15 protein-coding genes are annotated in these 16329 nt (G+C 70.0%); 7 read left to right on the forward strand and 8 right to left on the reverse strand.

Going from position 1 to position 16329, the window contains the following annotated elements:
* Positions 1-5 precede the first annotated feature (5 nt).
* Positions 6-1280, reverse strand: coding sequence for a helix-turn-helix domain-containing protein (locus HPO96_RS24480; protein WP_171676387.1), 1275 nt, complete (start codon positions 1278-1280; stop codon positions 6-8).
* Between the two features lie 227 nt (positions 1281-1507).
* Between HPO96_RS24480 and HPO96_RS24485 the strand changes: the two genes are divergently transcribed.
* The 5 genes from HPO96_RS24485 (at position 1508) to HPO96_RS24505 (ending at position 7951) form a co-directional block, all read left to right on the forward strand.
* Positions 1508-1876: a hypothetical protein gene (locus HPO96_RS24485; RefSeq protein ID WP_171676390.1), complete on the forward strand. Its 369-nt coding sequence runs from the start codon at positions 1508-1510 to the stop codon at positions 1874-1876.
* Between the two features lie 119 nt (positions 1877-1995).
* On the forward strand, positions 1996-3765 hold the full coding sequence (locus tag HPO96_RS24490; protein WP_171676392.1) for a chitinase: 1770 nt from the start codon (positions 1996-1998) through the stop codon (positions 3763-3765).
* Between the two features lie 115 nt (positions 3766-3880).
* Entirely contained in the window at positions 3881-5542 is a 1662-nt protein-coding gene (locus HPO96_RS24495) for an NAD(P)/FAD-dependent oxidoreductase (RefSeq protein WP_171676393.1), read from the forward strand.
* Positions 5542-7014 (forward strand): ATP-binding protein, encoded by a 1473-nt coding sequence (locus tag HPO96_RS24500; protein ID WP_171676395.1) that lies wholly within the window; start codon positions 5542-5544, stop codon positions 7012-7014. Before HPO96_RS24495 ends, HPO96_RS24500 begins: the two co-directional genes overlap by 1 nt.
* A 43-nt stretch (positions 7015-7057) precedes the next feature.
* The gene (locus HPO96_RS24505) at positions 7058-7951 is read left to right on the forward strand and encodes a GNAT family N-acetyltransferase (RefSeq protein ID WP_171676397.1); all 894 of its coding nucleotides are present in this window, start codon (positions 7058-7060) and stop codon (positions 7949-7951) included.
* Here the strand turns inward: HPO96_RS24505 and HPO96_RS39715 are convergent.
* A complete protein-coding gene (locus HPO96_RS39715) occupies positions 7948-8403 on the reverse strand; it encodes a poly-gamma-glutamate hydrolase family protein (RefSeq protein WP_202886351.1) in 456 nt (151 codons plus the stop codon). The two genes, HPO96_RS24505 and HPO96_RS39715, sit on opposite strands and share 4 nt — an antisense overlap.
* 66 nt (positions 8404-8469) lie before the next feature.
* On the opposite strand from HPO96_RS39715, the gene HPO96_RS39720 reads away from it, so the two are divergent.
* Complete coding sequence (locus HPO96_RS39720; RefSeq protein ID WP_202886352.1) at positions 8470-9186, forward strand: hypothetical protein; 717 nt, start codon at positions 8470-8472, stop codon at positions 9184-9186.
* 2 nt (positions 9187-9188) lie between these two features.
* Here HPO96_RS39720 and HPO96_RS24520 read toward each other — a convergent pair whose 3' ends face one another.
* On the reverse strand, positions 9189-10121 hold the full coding sequence (locus tag HPO96_RS24520; RefSeq protein ID WP_171676404.1) for a sugar kinase: 933 nt from the start codon (positions 10119-10121) through the stop codon (positions 9189-9191).
* Positions 10122-10254: 133 nt separating this feature from the next.
* A complete protein-coding gene (locus HPO96_RS24525) occupies positions 10255-10875 on the reverse strand; it encodes a bifunctional 4-hydroxy-2-oxoglutarate aldolase/2-dehydro-3-deoxy-phosphogluconate aldolase (RefSeq protein WP_171676406.1) in 621 nt (206 codons plus the stop codon).
* Between the two features lie 134 nt (positions 10876-11009).
* Between HPO96_RS24525 and HPO96_RS24530 the strand changes: the two genes are divergently transcribed.
* Complete coding sequence (locus HPO96_RS24530) at positions 11010-12809, forward strand: sialidase family protein (RefSeq protein ID WP_171676408.1); 1800 nt, start codon at positions 11010-11012, stop codon at positions 12807-12809.
* Positions 12810-12811: 2 nt separating this feature from the next.
* Here HPO96_RS24530 and HPO96_RS24535 read toward each other — a convergent pair whose 3' ends face one another.
* Genes HPO96_RS24535 through HPO96_RS24550 form a run of 4 tightly spaced genes read right to left on the reverse strand, consistent with a single transcriptional unit; the run spans position 12812 to position 16171 of the window.
* Entirely contained in the window at positions 12812-13588 is a 777-nt protein-coding gene (locus HPO96_RS24535) for a hypothetical protein (protein ID WP_171676410.1), read from the reverse strand.
* On the reverse strand, positions 13582-14727 hold the full coding sequence (gene dgoD / locus HPO96_RS24540) for a galactonate dehydratase (protein ID WP_171676413.1): 1146 nt from the start codon (positions 14725-14727) through the stop codon (positions 13582-13584). The genes HPO96_RS24535 and dgoD overlap by 7 nt, the downstream gene beginning before the upstream one ends.
* A complete protein-coding gene (locus HPO96_RS24545; protein ID WP_171676415.1) occupies positions 14724-15452 on the reverse strand; it encodes a FadR/GntR family transcriptional regulator in 729 nt (242 codons plus the stop codon). The genes dgoD and HPO96_RS24545 overlap by 4 nt, the downstream gene beginning before the upstream one ends.
* Entirely contained in the window at positions 15449-16171 is a 723-nt protein-coding gene (locus tag HPO96_RS24550; protein ID WP_171676417.1) for an SDR family oxidoreductase, read from the reverse strand. Before HPO96_RS24550 ends, HPO96_RS24545 begins: the two co-directional genes overlap by 4 nt.
* Between the last annotated feature and the right edge of the window lie 158 nt (positions 16172-16329).

The raw sequence follows: 16329 nt of genomic DNA on the forward strand, positions 1-16329 counted from the left end.
GCACGCTACCCCCAACCTCCGCCGGGCGACGAGCTGACGCCCACACTTCGGCCCTGGTAGGCGCGACGCTCCAGCAATGCGTGGAGACTCCAGACCGCGGTCAGCTGTGGCTCTTGGGTGCGGACCGTGCTGAGGACGCGCTCGGCGGCGGCATACAGGGAGGCGGTGTGCCACTCGTCCGGCAGCTCGACCAGCGACCGCATGGCCTGGGCAAGCGCTGCTGCGCCGTCGCCGCTGAGCGCAAGACACTCGGCGATCGACATCTGCAGACCGGCCTGCTCCGCGAGCCAACCGGCCGGGCAGAGTGTCAGCGCGCGCTGCAGGAACAGACAGCCCGCATCCCAGTAGCCGAGCGCTACGCAGGCTCGCCCCTCCACTGCGAGCGCATCGGACGGCGCATGCTCGTCAGTAGTTGCTGACGGCAACGCGCTGCCGGCGCGCAGCGCCGCCTGCAAGCTGAGGTGAGCAGCCGCCGGCCGGCCCATAGCGACCAGCAGCTCGGCCTGGACGGCGTGGGCTCGCAAGAGGAGCTCTGGCCGCGCCGGATCGGCCAGCGTCAGCGCTGCCGCCGTCAGCTCCAGCAAGGCGGCCGGTGGTCGCTGCTCGACGAGACCGCTGATCGCCTCCCGAACCAGCATCAGGCCCTCCAGCCGGCCCGCACCGGACGCCGCGGCCAGGCTGCGCGCGGCCCGCCACCACCGCTGCGTTTCAGTGGCGCGACCGAGGTCGGTCAGCGTCTCGGCGATCAACGCGCACAGCTCGGCCGCATGGGGCTCGGAGCCGCTCGCCGACGGATCGACCCGGCGCAGCTCGCTCAGCAGCTCAGGCAGCAGCCGCGCCGGCGGGATCGTACGCCGGTCGGGGAACGGAACCGGCTCGACGAGGCCGGCCAAGGAACCGGCGACCCACTCCCAAGTGGCCTGCATCAGGTCAGGTGCGCCACCCGGGCGCGGGGCGGGCGCGGGCTTCGCGCGGGACCGGGCGGGGCTGCTCGCGAAGGCCGTCGCCAGCCGGTCGGCCGTGCCGAGCTCGCGATCGCAGCGGCGAGCCAGGTCGGCCGACCCCGGCCGCTGGCCCCGCTCCACCTGAGACAGATAACTGTGGTCGTACCCGACCCGCCCAGCGAGCCGCCGCAAGCTCAGCCCAGCCGCCTGCCGACTCCGCCGCAGCTCGGCGCCGAACCCCCCAGCCGGCTCTCCACCCCCGCCAACTGTTCTGTCGGCAGGTTGGTCGGCGAGGCGGCTGGTCCGGGTCGTGGTTTCGGTCCGGGTCTCGGCCACAGGATCACCCCCGTCGGTGCTGCGAGCCCTCCGGCTCGCTCGCTGGTACGCCTGGTGGTTGCGGTGCGTGGGAAGGAAGTTACAAGGTCCCTCCGACAAAACCGGCGGCACTGACCGGCAGCCGGTGTGGGCTTTTGGGTGGGCAGTTCGGTGGCGGTGTGGGCTGTTCGGGGAGCCCACTGCTCACACCTGGTGGGGCAGGGCGCAGGTGGGCGAATCTTCAACGCATGAACACGATGCGGCGACAGGCCCGGCTCTTCCGGCTGGTGCGCCATGCCGACGCGTCCGGTCTGCGGGGCACCGGCACGCTGGCCGAGGGAGTGGAGTGGGCCGACGGCTCGGTCGCGCTGCGCTGGCGTGGTCCCTGGCCGAGCACCTCCACCTGGGACGGCCTCGACCCGCTGCTGGCCGCTCATGCCGCGGACGGCCGGACTCAGCTGCACTGGTCGGCCGGGCCCGGCCCGGCGCCCGAAGCGCGGCCGGGAGCAGCCGAGCGGCGAGCCGTACCCGCCGCGGTGTGGTTGCCGGCCCCCGGGATCGACGGTTCGTGTGTTCGGTGCGGTCAGGTGTGGCCGTGTCTGAGTTGCGGTCCCTGAGCGCCCGCCGCCGATGGCGGTGATCGGACAGCGGCGGCAATCCGACAGCTGTCACGCATTGACCACCTAGTTACGGAGCCTCTCTACTTAATCCACCCCAACCGCCCCGGAGGTCCACCATGCGTTCCCGGTGCCTTGCTGTCGTCCTCGGCCTGCTGTTACTCGTGGTCGGCGGCGCCCAAACCGCGCAGGCCGCGAACATCCTGACCAACCCGGGTTTCGAGACCGGCTCGCTGAGCGGCTGGAGTTGCTCCGGCGGCTCGGTCGTCACGAGCCCGGTCCGCAGCGGCGGGTACGCGCTCAACGGCGCGGTCTCCAGCTCGGATTTCGCGCAGTGCAGTCAGACCGTGGCCGTCCAGCCGAACACGGCCTACACGCTGTCCGGCTGGGTCCGCGGCTCCTACGTCTACCTGGGCGTCACCGGCGGCTCGTCGACGTGGACGCCGTCCGCCGCGAGTTTCACGCAGCTGAGCGTCTCCTTCACCACCGGCGCCAGTCAGACCTCGGCCCAGATCTTCGTCCACGGCTGGTACGGCCAACCGGCGTACCAGGCCGATGACATCAGTCTGGACGGGCCGGGCGGCAATCCGAACCCGGGGACGCCGGGCGTACCGGGCACGCCGTCCGTGACCGGTACGACGAACAGCGCGATCTCGCTGAGCTGGGGCGCGTCGAGTGGCACGGTCACCGGCTATCGGGTCTACGAAGGAGCGTCCGTTGTCCAGACCGGCACCGGGACGACGGCGACCATCAGCGGGCTGGCCGCGTGCACGAGTCACTCGTACACGGTGGCGGCGTACAACAGCGCCGGGGAGTCGGCCAAGTCGGCTCCGGTGTCAGCGACGACGACCGGCTGCACGAACACCGGGCTGCCGAAACACGCCCTGATCGGGTACCTGCACGCCAGTTTCGCCAACGGCTCCGGGTACGTGCGGATGGCCGATGTGCCGAGTGAGTGGAACATCATCAACCTGTCGTTCGGTGAGCCGACCACGCCGACGTCCGGCGACATCCGGTTCAACCGCTGCCCGGTGGCCGAGTGCCCGAACGTGGAGAGCGATGCGGACTTCCTGGCCGCGATCAAGGCCAAACAGGCCGCCGGTAAGAAGGTGCTGCTCTCGATCGGCGGCCAGAACGGACAGGTCTCGCTGACCACCGCAGCGGCCCGGGACGCGTTCGTGAACTCGGTCGGCGCCATCATCGACCGCTGGGGCCTGGACGGTCTGGATGTCGATTTCGAGGGCCACTCCCTCTACCTGGATCCGAACGACACCGACTTCCGCAACCCGACCACTCCGGTCGTGGTGAACCTGATCTCGGCGCTCAAGTCGCTGAAGACGAAGTACGGGTCGAAGTTCGTGCTGACGATGGCGCCGGAGACGTTCTTCGTCCAGATCGGCTACCAGTTCTACGGCCCGGGGACGAACGGCGGCGACAACCGCCGCGGCTCCTACCTGCCGGTGATCCATGCGATGCGGGACGCGCTGACCGTGCTGCACGTCCAGGACTACAACTCCGGCCCGGTGATGGGGCTGGACAACCAGTACCACACGATGGGCGGCGCGGACTTCCACATCGCGATGACCGACATGATCAAGGCCGGCTTCCCGGTCGGCACCACCGGACACACCTTCCCGGGGCTCCGGGAGGACCAGATCGCGTTCGGCGTCCCGGCCGCGACCAGCGCCGGGAACGGGTACACCCCGCCGGCACAGGTGCAGGCCGCGGTGAACTGCCTGGTCAAGGGCCAGAGCTGCGGCGGCTACACGCTGCGGGGCGGCGTCTCACCGGCGTTCCGCGGCCTGATGACGTGGTCGATCAACTGGGACAAGTACTACAACTGGGAGTTCCGCAACAGTCACGCCCCATTCCTCGCCGCCCTCCCGTAACCAGGCGGTTGCAGGCCCGAGGCCGAGGTTCGGTCCGTACCCGCCCCTGCGGACCGAACCGAGGCCTGTGGACCACCGATCCCTCTTTGTAGGTTTTCGCTGGTATGAAGGAGGCATGACTGCGTCGACTTCCCGCCCGGTGATCCTCACCGTGGACGACGATCCGGGCGTTTCCCGGTCCATCGCCCGTGACCTGCGCCGGCGGTACGCCGAGGACCACCGGATCGTCCGGGCGGAGACCCCGGCCCAGGCGCTGGACGCCCTCAAGGAGCTCAAGCTCCGGGGCGAGCCGGTGGCCCTGCTCCTGGCCGACTACCGCATGCCCCAGATGTCCGGTATCGAGTTCCTCGAGGCCGCGATGGACCTGTACCCGCTCGCCCGGCGCGTGCTGCTGACGGCGTACGCCGACACCGACGCCGCGATCCAGGCGATCAACGTGGTCGACCTCGACCACTACCTGCTCAAACCGTGGAACCCGCCGGAGGAGAAGCTCTACCCGGTGGTCGATTCGATGCTCGACCTCTGGAAGTCGACGCCGGTGGCGCCCTCCGACGAGACCAGGGTGATCGGCCACCGCTGGTCGGCCCCCTCGTTCGCCGCTCGGGACTTCCTCGCCCGGAACGCCGTCCCCTACCAGTGGCTCGGTGTCGACGACGACGAGAGCAAGCGGCTGCTCGAAGCGGCCGGTATCGACGGTGCGACGCTGCCTGTCGTCATCACCCCGGACGGCTCGGTGCTGGTGGCGCCGTCCGAGGCAGAGCTGGCCGACAAGGTCGGTCTGGCGACGCATCCGGCCGAGGAGTTCTACGACCTTGTAGTGGTCGGTGGCGGCCCGGCTGGGCTCGGTGCGGCCGTTTACGGCGCCAGTGAGGGGCTGCGGACGGTTCTGGTCGAGCAGGTTGCGACTGGCGGCCAGGCCGGCCAGTCCAGCCGCATCGAGAACTACCTGGGCTTCCCGGATGGCGTGTCCGGCGCACAGCTCACCGACCGGGCCCGGCGGCAGGCGGTGCGGTTCGGCGCCGAGCTGCTGACGGCCCGGCAGGTAGTAGGGCTGGAGACGCTCGGTTCGGCGCGCAGACTGAAGTTCTCCGACGGGAGCGAGATCTCCGCGCACTCGGTCATCCTGGCGACCGGTGTTGCGTACCGGCAGCTCGATGCGCCCGGCATGGACGACCTGTGCGGCCGCGGGATCTACTACGGCGCCGCCACCACCGAGGGGCCCAGCTGCGCCGGCCAGGAGGTCTACATCGTCGGCGGGGCGAACTCCGCCGGTCAGGCCGCGGTCTATTTCTCGAAACACGCTGCCCGCGTGCATATGCTGGTAAGAGGTCCCTCACTCGAGGCGACCATGTCGTCGTACCTGATCGATCAGATCGCCGGCATCGACAACATCGAGGTGCACACCTGTACGCAGGTGGTCTCCTGCAAGGGTTCGGAACACTTGGAGCGCGTGACGCTGGTGAACAGCGCCTCCGGGGAGAGCCGGGAGGTGGACACGGAGTGGATGTTCGTGTTCATCGGCGCGGCACCGCGGACGGACTGGCTGCCCGGCGACCTGCTCCGCGACGAGCGCGGTTTCGTGCTCACCGGGCCGGATCTGCGCGGGCGGCCGCCGGGCTGGGCCCTGGACCGCGATCCCTACCACCTGGAGACGAGCATGCCCGGCGTCTTCGCCGCGGGGGATGTGCGGGCGGAGTCCGTCAAGCGGGTCGCCTCGGCGGTCGGTGACGGCGCGATGGCCGTGACCTTGGTGCACCGATACCTGGAGATGCTCTGATGACTGTGGCCGATACTGACGCCGGCGAGCTGCGCCGGATGACGCGGGACGAGCTGCGCACGCTCTTCCTGTTCGAGGCGCTGAACGACGAGCAGCTCGACTGGATCGCGCGCGAGGGCTACATCATCCACGTCGAGGAGGGGCGGGTCTTCCAGGAGGGCGCGGAGGCGACCTGCTGCTACATGCTGCTCTCCGGGTCGCTCCGGATGTGCAAGCTGCTGCAGGGTGAGGAGGTCGAGACCAACCGCAGCTCGCAGCGCGGCGTCTACTCCGGCGCTTTCGGCGCCTTCTTCGGGGACGACGACCACAGCAACACCTACAACGCCTCGATGTACGTGCTGGAGCCGTCGGACTTCTACGTGATCGACGCCCGCACCATGGCGACCATGATCAGCACGTGGTTCCCGATGGCGGTGCACCTGATCGAGGGCTTCGTGATGGGCACGCGGCGCAGCAACGAGACCGTCGGTCAGCGGGAACGCCTGCTGGCCCTGGGCTCGCTGTCGGCCGGCCTGACCCACGAGCTGAACAACCCGGCCGCCGCGGCGGTGCGGGCGGCCGCGACGCTGCGACAGCGCGTGGCCGGTATGCGGCACAAGCTGGCGATGCTTGCCGACGGCACCCTCGATGCGACCAAGTTGCACAAGATCGTCGCCATCCAGGAGGACGCCGTCGAACGCGTCGCCAAGGCGCGGGACCTGTCCGCCATGGAGCAGAGCGACGCCGAGGACGAGTTGTCCGACTGGCTCGACGACCACGGCGTCCGCGACAGCTGGGACGTCGCTCCGGTGCTCGCCGCCGTCGGCCTGGATGCCTCCTGGATGGAGGGCGTCCGCGCGGCAGTCGGCGACGAGTACCTCGAAGGCGCCGTCCGCTGGCTGATGTACACGATCGACACCGAGTCGCTGATGAACGAGATCGACGACTCCGTGACCCGCATCTCGACGCTGGTCGGCGCCGCCAAGCAGTACTCGCAGATCGACCGCGCGCCCTACCAGGTCGTCAGCCTGCGCGAGCTGCTGAAGTCGACGCTGGTGATGATGTCGGGCAAACTCGAAGGCCTGACGATCGTCAAGGATTTCGACCCCGACCTGCCGCAGATCCCGGCGTACGCCGCCGAGCTCAACCAGGTCTGGACGAATATCATCGACAACGCCGTCCAGGCCATGCACGGCTCCGGCACCCTCACCCTGCGGACCCGCCGCGACGGCCAGTACGCCGTCGTCGAGATCGGCGACACCGGCCCCGGTATCCCCGCCGAGATCCGCACCCGCATCTTCGAGCCCTTCTTCACCACCAAACCCATCGGCGAAGGCACCGGCCTCGGCCTTGACATCTCCTGGCGCATCGTGGTCAAGAAACACCACGGCGACCTCCGCGTCCACTCCGAACCCGGTAACACGGTCTTCACGATCGTCCTCCCCATCAACCCCGAAGCCGAGATCCAGGCCCAAGCCGACCTCGTCTCCTGATATCGCGTGGACAGCCGGTCCAGCGGGCCGGATGATCGGCGGCATGGGGTCGCAGAGCGTTCGGTTCGTGGGGTTGCCGCCGCCGGTGCTGACCGCCTTGCTGGCGGGTGAGCTGGCGGCGGCTCGGGAGCTGGTTGGGGTCGAGTTGGGGGAGCTGTTCGTCAGCGACGCCGCGAAGTGGCTTTGGGACTTTCGGTTGCGGCAGCTGGCGAGCGATCCCGCGGCTGCCGCCTGGATCGTGCGGGCGGTGGTGGCCGAGCCGCGTGGCGAGGTGATCGGGTACGCCGGGTTCCACGGGCCACCTGATGAGCAGGGGATGGTCGAGGTCGGGTACACCGTCGATCCGGCGTACCGGCGGCGGGGGTTCGCGACGGCGATCCTGGGCGCGCTGCTGGAGCGGGCCGCCGGGGAGCCCGGCGTCCAGGTGGTGCGGGCGTCGATCAGCCCGGAGAACGTGGCCTCACTGGCGACCGTGGCGAAGTACGGGTTCGTGCAGGTTGGCGATCAGTGGGACGACGAGGACGGGCTGGAGCTGTTGTTCGAGCGGCCGGCCGGGTTCACCTTGGCGCAGGTCGAGGAGATCCATGAGCGGTTGGGGAGTGCATCGACGCCGGCGGCGTACTTGGGGGCGTTGCGGGCGGTGGGGGTGTGGAGTAGCGATTCGTATTTGGCTGATGGGCGGACGACGTACTTCGGCGCGGATGGGCTCGCGGTGACGACGGAGCCGGCGCATGAGGTGTTCGAGGTCGCGGCGACGAGTGATCAGGTGGCTGTGGTCGAGTTGCTCGAGCAGGTGGCGGCCGGCGGGGTTTCGTACGTCGACATGTCGCGCGGGCTGGCTGAGCTCGGGGTCGAGAAGTGGACGTTCGACACCGAGGCGTTGACGATCACCTACTACGACCGGGCCGGGCGCGCGTTGTTGGCGGAGCAGGTCTAGCTACCGGACTGGTTGGGTGGCCTCGACGTCGGCGATGGCTGCTCGGGTGGCGTTGGTGAAGGCCCAGAAGATCGCGAGCGTGGTGTTCTTGCGTTCGGGGCGGGTGTTGGTGCCGAACATAGCTTGGCGCAGGGGAGACCGGCCTGGTCGGGTTTGCAGCCGTGCAGGCCGATGGCGTTGAGTGCGCCGGCCGCGAGGGAGCGGGCGGTGTGATCGTCGCAGTTGGTGGACTTGACGTGCAGGTCACCGTTGCCGGAGGCAAGTAAGCCTTCGAACATCCAGTAGTCGTGGAGTGGGCCGCTCGGGGTCAGGTCGGCGGGGTGGTAGCCGGCGATCGCGAGGCAGAGCTCGGAGGTGCCGGTTTCGCTCACGCTGAAGGCGAACGGCAACCAGCTCCCGTCGTACCAGCTGATGCCGCCGCCGTGTGGCGCGAGGATCACCGTGCGCTGCACGCCGTCCACTCTGGAGTCGGTGGCCGTGGTGCGTGCGGTGCGGCGGCGTGTCGGTAGATTGGCGGTGTGAGCTTCGAAGTCGAGGTACGGGCGGCATTTCGGCGTGGCGACAGTGCTGAGGTGATGCGGACGGCCGGCGCGGAGCTGGAGCGCGCGCGGGCCGCGGGGGATGCTGCGGGTGAGGTGGAGGCGCTGTACGCGATGTCGCGGGTTTCGATTCGTGGTGAGGATCTGCCGCGGGCGGCTGAGTTGGCGAGCGAGGCGCTTGCGGTAGCCGAGCGATCTGGCGATCGGCGGCTGGAGGAGCGGCCGCGGCATGTGCTGGCGGGGGTGACCCGGATGGCTGGGGACTTCGAGCGGGCGCGCGAGCTGTACTTGGCGAGCATCGCGCTGAACGAAGAACTTGGGCAGGCGGAGATGGTCAACTCCGAGTACCACAACCTCGCTTTCACCGAGCTGAACCTGGGCAATCTGGCCCGTGCGAGAGAGCTGTTCCTGGCCGGTCGCGAGCGGGTCTTCCGCGAAGGCTATGACTCCTTCGTCCCGTACGTCTGCGTAGCCGCCGCAGCTCTCGCCTCCGCCGAAGGCGACCACCCGTACGCCGCTCGCATGGTCGGCCTCACCGACACCGCGTACGCCGCGATCGGTCAAGTACCCGATCCCGACGACGGGCTCGAGTTGGACGCCGTCCGCACGCGAGCGCTGGCTGCCGTCGGCGAAGTGCAGTTTCAGGCCGAGTACGCCGTCGGCGCCGCCCAGACCCCGGCGCAGGCATTCGGGTAGGCCTAGCGGAGGGCCGTGCCTTGGGCGTGTGTCAGCAGGGTCAGGTCTTGGCGGGTGGGGAGGGACTCCCAGTCGCCTAGGGCGGTGACGCAGAAGGCGCCGGAGGTGGTGGCTCGGTCGAGGCGGGCCTCGGGGGTGAGGTGGTCGAGGGTGGCGGAGAGGTAGCCCGAGACGAAGGCGTCGCCGGCGCCGATGCTGTCGACCACGGTGACGGGGAGGGCCGGGCGGTGGAGGGTGCCGCTGGTGGTATGGGACCAGGCGCCTTTGCCGCCCGCCGTGACGACTACCTCGGCGGCGGTGGTGAGGAGGGCGGCGACAGGGTCTTCGGCGTCGGTGAGGATGTCGAGTTCGTCGTCCGAGGCGAAGACGGTGTGGATGTGGGGGAGGAGTTCGCGGAGGGCGGTGGCGGCGTCGGCGCGGGACCACAGGCGGGCGCGGTAGTTGACGTCGAGTGAGACCTGGACGCCGGCGGCCCGGGCTGCCCGGACGGCGGTGAGCGTTGCGGCTCGGGTCGTCGGGGAGAGGGCGGGGGTGATGCCGGTGACGTGCAGGAGGCGCGGGGTGGTGGTTTCGAGGGCTCGGGTGCAGTCGGCGTCGGTGAGGGTGGAGCCGGCGGAGCCGCGGCGGTGGTAGCTGACCCGGGTGATGTCGTGGGAGGGCTGGTCGAACGCGATGAACCCGGTGAAGTTGTCGTCGTCGAAACGCATCTGGGTGGTGTCGACGCCTTCTGCTCTGAGGGTGCGCTGGATCAGCCGGCCGGGCTCGTCGTTGCCGACCGCGCCCAACCAGGCCGCCTGGTGGCCGAGTCGCGCGACGCCGATCGCGACGTTCGTCTCGGAGCCGGCGATCGACAGGTGCGCGCCGCCGCCCAGCCGCATGGCGCGAGGCGTGCGGAGGGACACCATCGTCTCGCCGATGGTCAGCAGATCAGTCATCGTTCGTCACTCCGGGGTCGCGGTGGTCGGGTCGGTGGAGGCGGCCGGGCCGTTGGGCGGTGGTCGGGTTGGTCGGCGGCCGCGGAGAGGGGCGGGTGTTCGTGTGCGGGGGTTGGGGGCGGGCGGGGTGGGGTTAGAGGCCGAGGGTTTGGCGGAAGGTGGTGGCTCGGGTGGTTAGGTCGGGGAGGGGGCCGCCGGTGGCGGCGGGGCCTAGGAGGGGGGAGCCGACGCCTACGGCTAGGGCGCCGGCTTCCAGGTAGAGGGGGGCGGTGGTGGCGTCTATGCCGCCTACGGCGATGAGGGGGGCTTGGGGGAGGGGGGCGGCCAGTTCGCGGAGGTAGGCGGGGCCGTGGGTTTTGGCGGGGAAGATTTTGACGGCGGTGGCGCCGAGGTCGAGGGCTGCTACTACTTCGGTGGGGGTGAGGGCGCCGCAGAGGAGGGGGAGGCCGAGGTGGACGGCGCGGTGGGCGCCTTGCGTGATGGCGGGGGTGACGGCGAAGGTGGCGCCGGCGGCGGCTACCTGGTCGGCCTGAGCGGGGGTGAGGACGGTGCCGGCGCCGATCAGGATGGTGGGGTTGTGGGTGGCGCGGGCCTGGGCGATGGCGGCTACCGCGTCGGGGGTGGTGAGGGAGATCTCGAGGGCGGTGACGCCGGCTTCGACCAGGGTGTCGACACAGGCCAGCGCGGTGGCGGCGGAGTCGGCGCGGATGATCGCGAGAAGTTTGCGGGTGCGGAGCTCGGCGAGTAGGTCCATGGGTTCTCCTGGGGTTTCACGTTAAGACATAGGACGTCTGATGTTCTCTGGATTACCGGCGGCTCAGGCGATAAGTTACCCACCGAACAGTCCGTGGGGTTGTTCACTTTCCGTTCCCTTGGAGGCATCCGCCCATGCCCACACGACGACTCACGCTGCTGCTGGCCACCACGCTGCTGGTGCCGGCCGTCAGCGCCGAAGCCGATCTGCAACCGGCCGCGATCACCCAGACCGTGCTCTTCAACAAGGGGGACGCCGGCTACGGCTGCTACCGCATCCCCGCGATCGTGAAGACGAAGACCGGCGCGTTGCTCGCGTTCGCCGAGGCCCGGCGGACGTGGTGCGACGACTCGCAGGAGATCGACCTGGTGCTGAAACGCTCCGACGACGACGGCCGCACCTGGTCGGCCGCGAAGACCGTGCTGTCCGGCTCCGACACCGACCCGAACGCTCCGGCCACCCGCGGCAACCCCGCGCCGATCGTCGACCTGGAGACCGGCCGGGTGGTGCTGCTGACCACGATGGATCCCGGCACGACGAGCCGGCCGCGGACGCCGTACGTCCAGTTCAGCGATGACGACGGGAAGACCTGGAGCAAGGCGAAGAACATCGCCGACCAGATCGACGACCCGGCATGGGGCTGGTATGCGACCGGCCCGGTGCACGGCATCCAGCTCACCCGCGGCGCGCACGCCGGCCGGCTGGTCGCCGGGACCAACTACGACGTCGGGGGCAAGGACGCCGCGCAGCTCGTCTACAGCGACGACAGCGGCGAGACCTGGCACAAGGGCGCCACGGATCTGCGGACGGACGGCGCCACGCCCCAGGAGATCAGCGTCGTCGAGAAGGTGAACGGCGGCGTCCTGGCCATGGCCCGGAACAACGCCGGCGGCCCAGGCGCGAACCGGATGACGGCGGTCAGCAACGACGGTGGCCAGACGTACGCCGCGCCGTACGCGACGGTCGCCGGGCTGACCACACCCGTCGTGCAGACGTCGCTCCAGCGGTTGCGGGCGGTCGATCGGGGCGACAAGTACAACCGGATCCTGTTCGCGGGGCCGGCCGATCCGGAGCGCCGCCGGTACCTGACGATCCGCTCCAGTTTCGACGAGGGCAAGACCTGGCAATCCGTTGCCGACGGCACCCGAATCACCAGCGACTGGTCCGGCTACTCCGACATGGCGATCCTCGACACCGGCGAGATCGGCCTGTTGTACGAAGGCGGCTCGGTCGACGCGCGCGATCAGATCCGCTTTGCCCGCTTCACCGAGAACGACATCGGGCACCCGGACGCCCCGCTCGGTACGACGACGCCCGACGTCTCGGGTCTCGGCAACCACAGCTACCTGCGCGGTGGTACGACGTCCGTCGCCGGGAAGTTCGGCCAAGCACGCGATCTCGACGGCGTCGACGACGCGATCCAGCTCCCGTTCGCCGAGCCGCTTGCGGTTGGGGCCGGTGACTTCACGGCGATGACGTGGATCAAGTACGGCGCGAGCACCGGCCCGCAGGCGATCTTCTGGGGCTACAACATCAACGAGTACTCGCAGTTCTGGCTGCGCGCCGAGCCCGGCGACAGCCGCATCCGCGGGCTGATCACGACGGGCGGCAACACGGCCGCCGTCCAGACGACCAAGGCCTACAACGACAACGCCTGGCATCACGTCGCGCTGCAGCGCAAGGCCGGCACGCTCGCGATCTGGGTGGACGGCGCGCAGGCCGCCTCCGTCGCCGCGCCCGCGGGCTCGGTCAGCCCCGGGCGTCCGTTCAAGATGTACGTCGGGCAGCGGATCGACGGCGCGCATCACTTCGACGGCTCGTTCGACGAGGTGCGGCTCTACAAACGGGCGTTGACCGCGGCCGAGATCGGCAGCATCCGGACGACCAACAGCACCACCGTGCCGAACGCCGTCCTGGACCTCCCACTCGGCTGACATCAGACCGGCCTGGCGGTGAGTGTCAGCCGCCAGGCCAGCTCGCCGCTCGGGGGGACGACGGCGGCGTCGCCCGGCCCGGCCTCCGCCAGGTCGAACACCCGCCCCAGCATCGGCTCGACCCCCAAACTCCGGTACGGCGCCGCGGTCGGAAAACCGCCCAGATTGCGCCACAGCGCCGTCGAGATCGGTTGTCCAGGGCAACTCAAGGTCAGTGTGAGCTCCGCCCCGCGGTCGCGGACAGTCGCCGTCGGGCAGTCGACCAGCACCGCCCCGACCGCCGTCCCATCAGTCGGCGCATAGGTGCCGAGATCGATGGAAGTCGGCCAGGGGCTGGAAACCCAAGGCGCTCCCGCGGGCCAGTCGTCCAGTAGTGGCGCCGCTTCGGGGTAGAGGCGGCATTGGGTGCCGTCAGCAACGGAGATGGTTGCGCCCACCTCGCAGTCCAGCAAGGCATGGGCTGCCCAGGTGAATGCGTAGCCAGGTGGGGCCGTCAGGTGGTAGTCGGCGACGACTGTGTCGGTCGTGGTGGTGAAGGTGCGGATGAGCTGCGTGTCTTGATAGGTGACCGACTCCGACCAGGGCTGGTTCCAGAGGCCGCCGTGGTCGGGTGTGCCGCGGACGGTCGGGAAGCACTCGTCGAGACCGCCGGCGTCGGTGAAGACGGTGTGGCCGGTGCGGGGGCCGGCGACCAGGCCGGGACCGGCCCAGAGCCACTCCCGGCCGGCCAGGTGGAGTGAGGTCCACCGGCCGCCGTCGAGGGAGTCGATGGTCACCATTCGGCGAAGGTGCCGTCCGGCTGGGTCCAGACCGGGTTGCGCCAGGTGTGGCCCTGTTTGTCGGCCGCGCGGACGGCGGTCTCGTCGACGGTGATCCCCAGCCCGGGCAACGGGTTGTACTCCGCGTGCCCGTTCACCCAAGTGAACGGCGTGGGGTCGACGACGTACGACGTCAGGTCGTTGGCGATGTTGTAGTGGATCCCGCGGCTCTGCTCCTGGATGAGGAAGTTGGGGGTCGCGAAGGAGACCTGCAGGCTGGCGGCCAGGGAGATCGGGCCGAGCGGGCAGTGCGGCGCGAGCATGGCGCCATGGGTATCGGCCAGCGAGGCGATCCGCCGCAGCTCGGAGATACCCCCGGCGTGCGAGACGTCGGGCTGGACAACGGCGATCCCGGCGTTCAGCGGCCCGGCGAAATCGGTCCGGTGGTAGAGCCGTTCGCCCAGCGCGACCGGGACCGTCGAACTGCTGACGACATCCGCAAGATGCAACATGTGCTCCGGCAGCACCGGCTCCTCGACGAACATCGGCGCCAGCTCCTCGACTGCGTGCAGGATCCGCCGCGCCCCGGCGACACCGACCCGGCCGTGCAGATCGATGGCGACGTCCCTGGTATCGCCGAGCGCCGTGCGCGCCGCGCTCAGCCTGGCGACGATGTCGTTGATCTCGGCAACCGATGGGGACGGCGAGATCCGGCCGCTGCCGTTCATCTTCACCGCGGTCATCCCGGCCGCGACCTGCTCGGCGACCTGGTCGGCCACGGCCGCCGGCTCGTCACCGCCGACCCACGCGTACACCCGCGCCCGGTCCCGGACGCGGCCCCCGAGCAGCGACGACACCGGAGCGCCGTACACCTTGCCGGCGATGTCCCACAGGGCGTGGTCCAGACCCGCGACGGCGCTGCTCAGCACCGGCCCGCCGCGGTAGAAGCCGCCCTTGGTGAGGATCTGCCAGTGCCGCTCGATCTGCAGCGGGTCCTGCCCGATCAGGTACTCCGAGAGCACGTCGATCGCCGTCCGGACCACCTCGGCGCGGCCTTCGACCACCGGCTCGCCCCAGCCGACGACGCCGTCGCTGGTCTCGATCCGGCAGAACAGCCAGCGCGGCGGGACGAGGAACGTCTCGATCCGTTCGATCTTCATCCGCGCCGCCCGCGGCGGGTGCCCCGCACCTCGGTGAGGTCCTCGGCGGCCTTGGCGAGCAGCTCGCGCATCGCCTGCTCGGCGGCGACCGGGTCGTGCGCCCGGATCGCGTCCAGGACCCGGCGGTGGCTCGGCACCGGGTCGTCGGACGGTTTCACCTTGTGCACCAGGCGATCGCGATCGGCCAGGCCGGTCTCCATGATCACTTCCATCTTGGTCAGCAGCTCGTTACCCGTTGCCGCGAGCAACGCGCGATGGAAGGCGAGGTCGGCGGCCACGGCGGCGTGGTCGTCGGACGCCGACTCCATCGCGGCCATCGCCAGGTCGAGCGCTTCCAGGTGCGCGTCCTCGGCGCGCACGGCGGCCAGCCGGGCCGCGGCCGGCTCGACGATCCCGCGCACCTCGTGCAGCTCCTCGAGCAGCTCGGGCCGGACGTCGGAGTCGCTGAAGTGCCAGCGGATCATGTCGGGGTCGAGGAGGTTCCAGTCCGTCCGCGGGCGGACGAATGTGCCGCGCTTCTGGCGCGCGTCGACCAGCCCCTTCGCGGTCAGCACCTTCAGCGCCTCCCGGACCGCGGTCAGGCTGACCCCGAGATCGGCCTGCAGGTCAGGCACGTTGATGGTCGCGCCCTCGGCGATCTGCCCGGAGAGGATGCGCTGCGCCATCACCTCCACGATCTGGCCGTGCAGACCCCGCTGAATCCCCGCCACACTGCTCTCCCTCATGCCGAATCCTTGACCGCGGACCAACCGCCGTCGACCACCAGGCTGGCGGCGGTGACGTACGACGCCTCCGCCGACAACAGGAATGCCACTGCCTGCGCCACTTCGTCCGGCTGCCCGAGCCGGTTCGCGGCGGTCGCCTTCGCGCTCCGCTCCAGATCCTCCGGGCCGTACCGGTCCCAGGCCTGGGTCTTGATCGGGCCGGGCAGCACCGAGTTCACCCGGATCGAGCCGCCGTACTCGACGCCCAGCTCGCGGGCGAGCGCGACCAGCGCGCCCTTGCTCGCCGAGTACGCCGCGTGCCCCGGGATACCGGCCAGCGCGTGCACCGACGACACCAGGACGACGGAGCCCTGCTGGGCGGCGAGATCCTCGTGCAGGGCGCGGAAGCCGAGGAACGCGGCGCTGAGGTTGACGTCGAGCTGTCGCTGCCAGGACTCCGGTGTCATCTCATGAGCCGGCCGGACGTCGGAGACGTAGGCGTTGCTGACGAAACCGTCGATCGGGCCCAGCTCGGCGCGGCCGCGGCCGACCACCTCGGCCCAGGTGCCGGGCGACGTCACGTCGCCGACGACGCTGAGCGCCTGGCCCGGCAGCTCACGGCACGGCTGGATGTCGACCTGCACCACCCCGGCGCCCTCGGTCAGGGCGCGCTCGGCGCAGGCCGCGCCGATCCCCGACGCGGCACCGGTCACCACGATCACCCGCCCAGCCAGCCGCACGCATGCCTCCTTCGAAGTCTCTCCTACCCAAGCACGTGGGCAGGGCCCTTACAACGATTGACCAACCTGCGGCGAACGCCGGATCAGTTGATCGTGATCAGCTGATCACGTCAAGCTATTTGCTCGTAATTTACGAATTAATATTGACACTCGGGATC

The sequence above is a fragment of the Kribbella sandramycini genome (assembly GCF_013131805.1).
GTDB classification, from domain to species: Bacteria; Actinomycetota; Actinomycetes; order Propionibacteriales; family Kribbellaceae; genus Kribbella; species Kribbella sandramycini.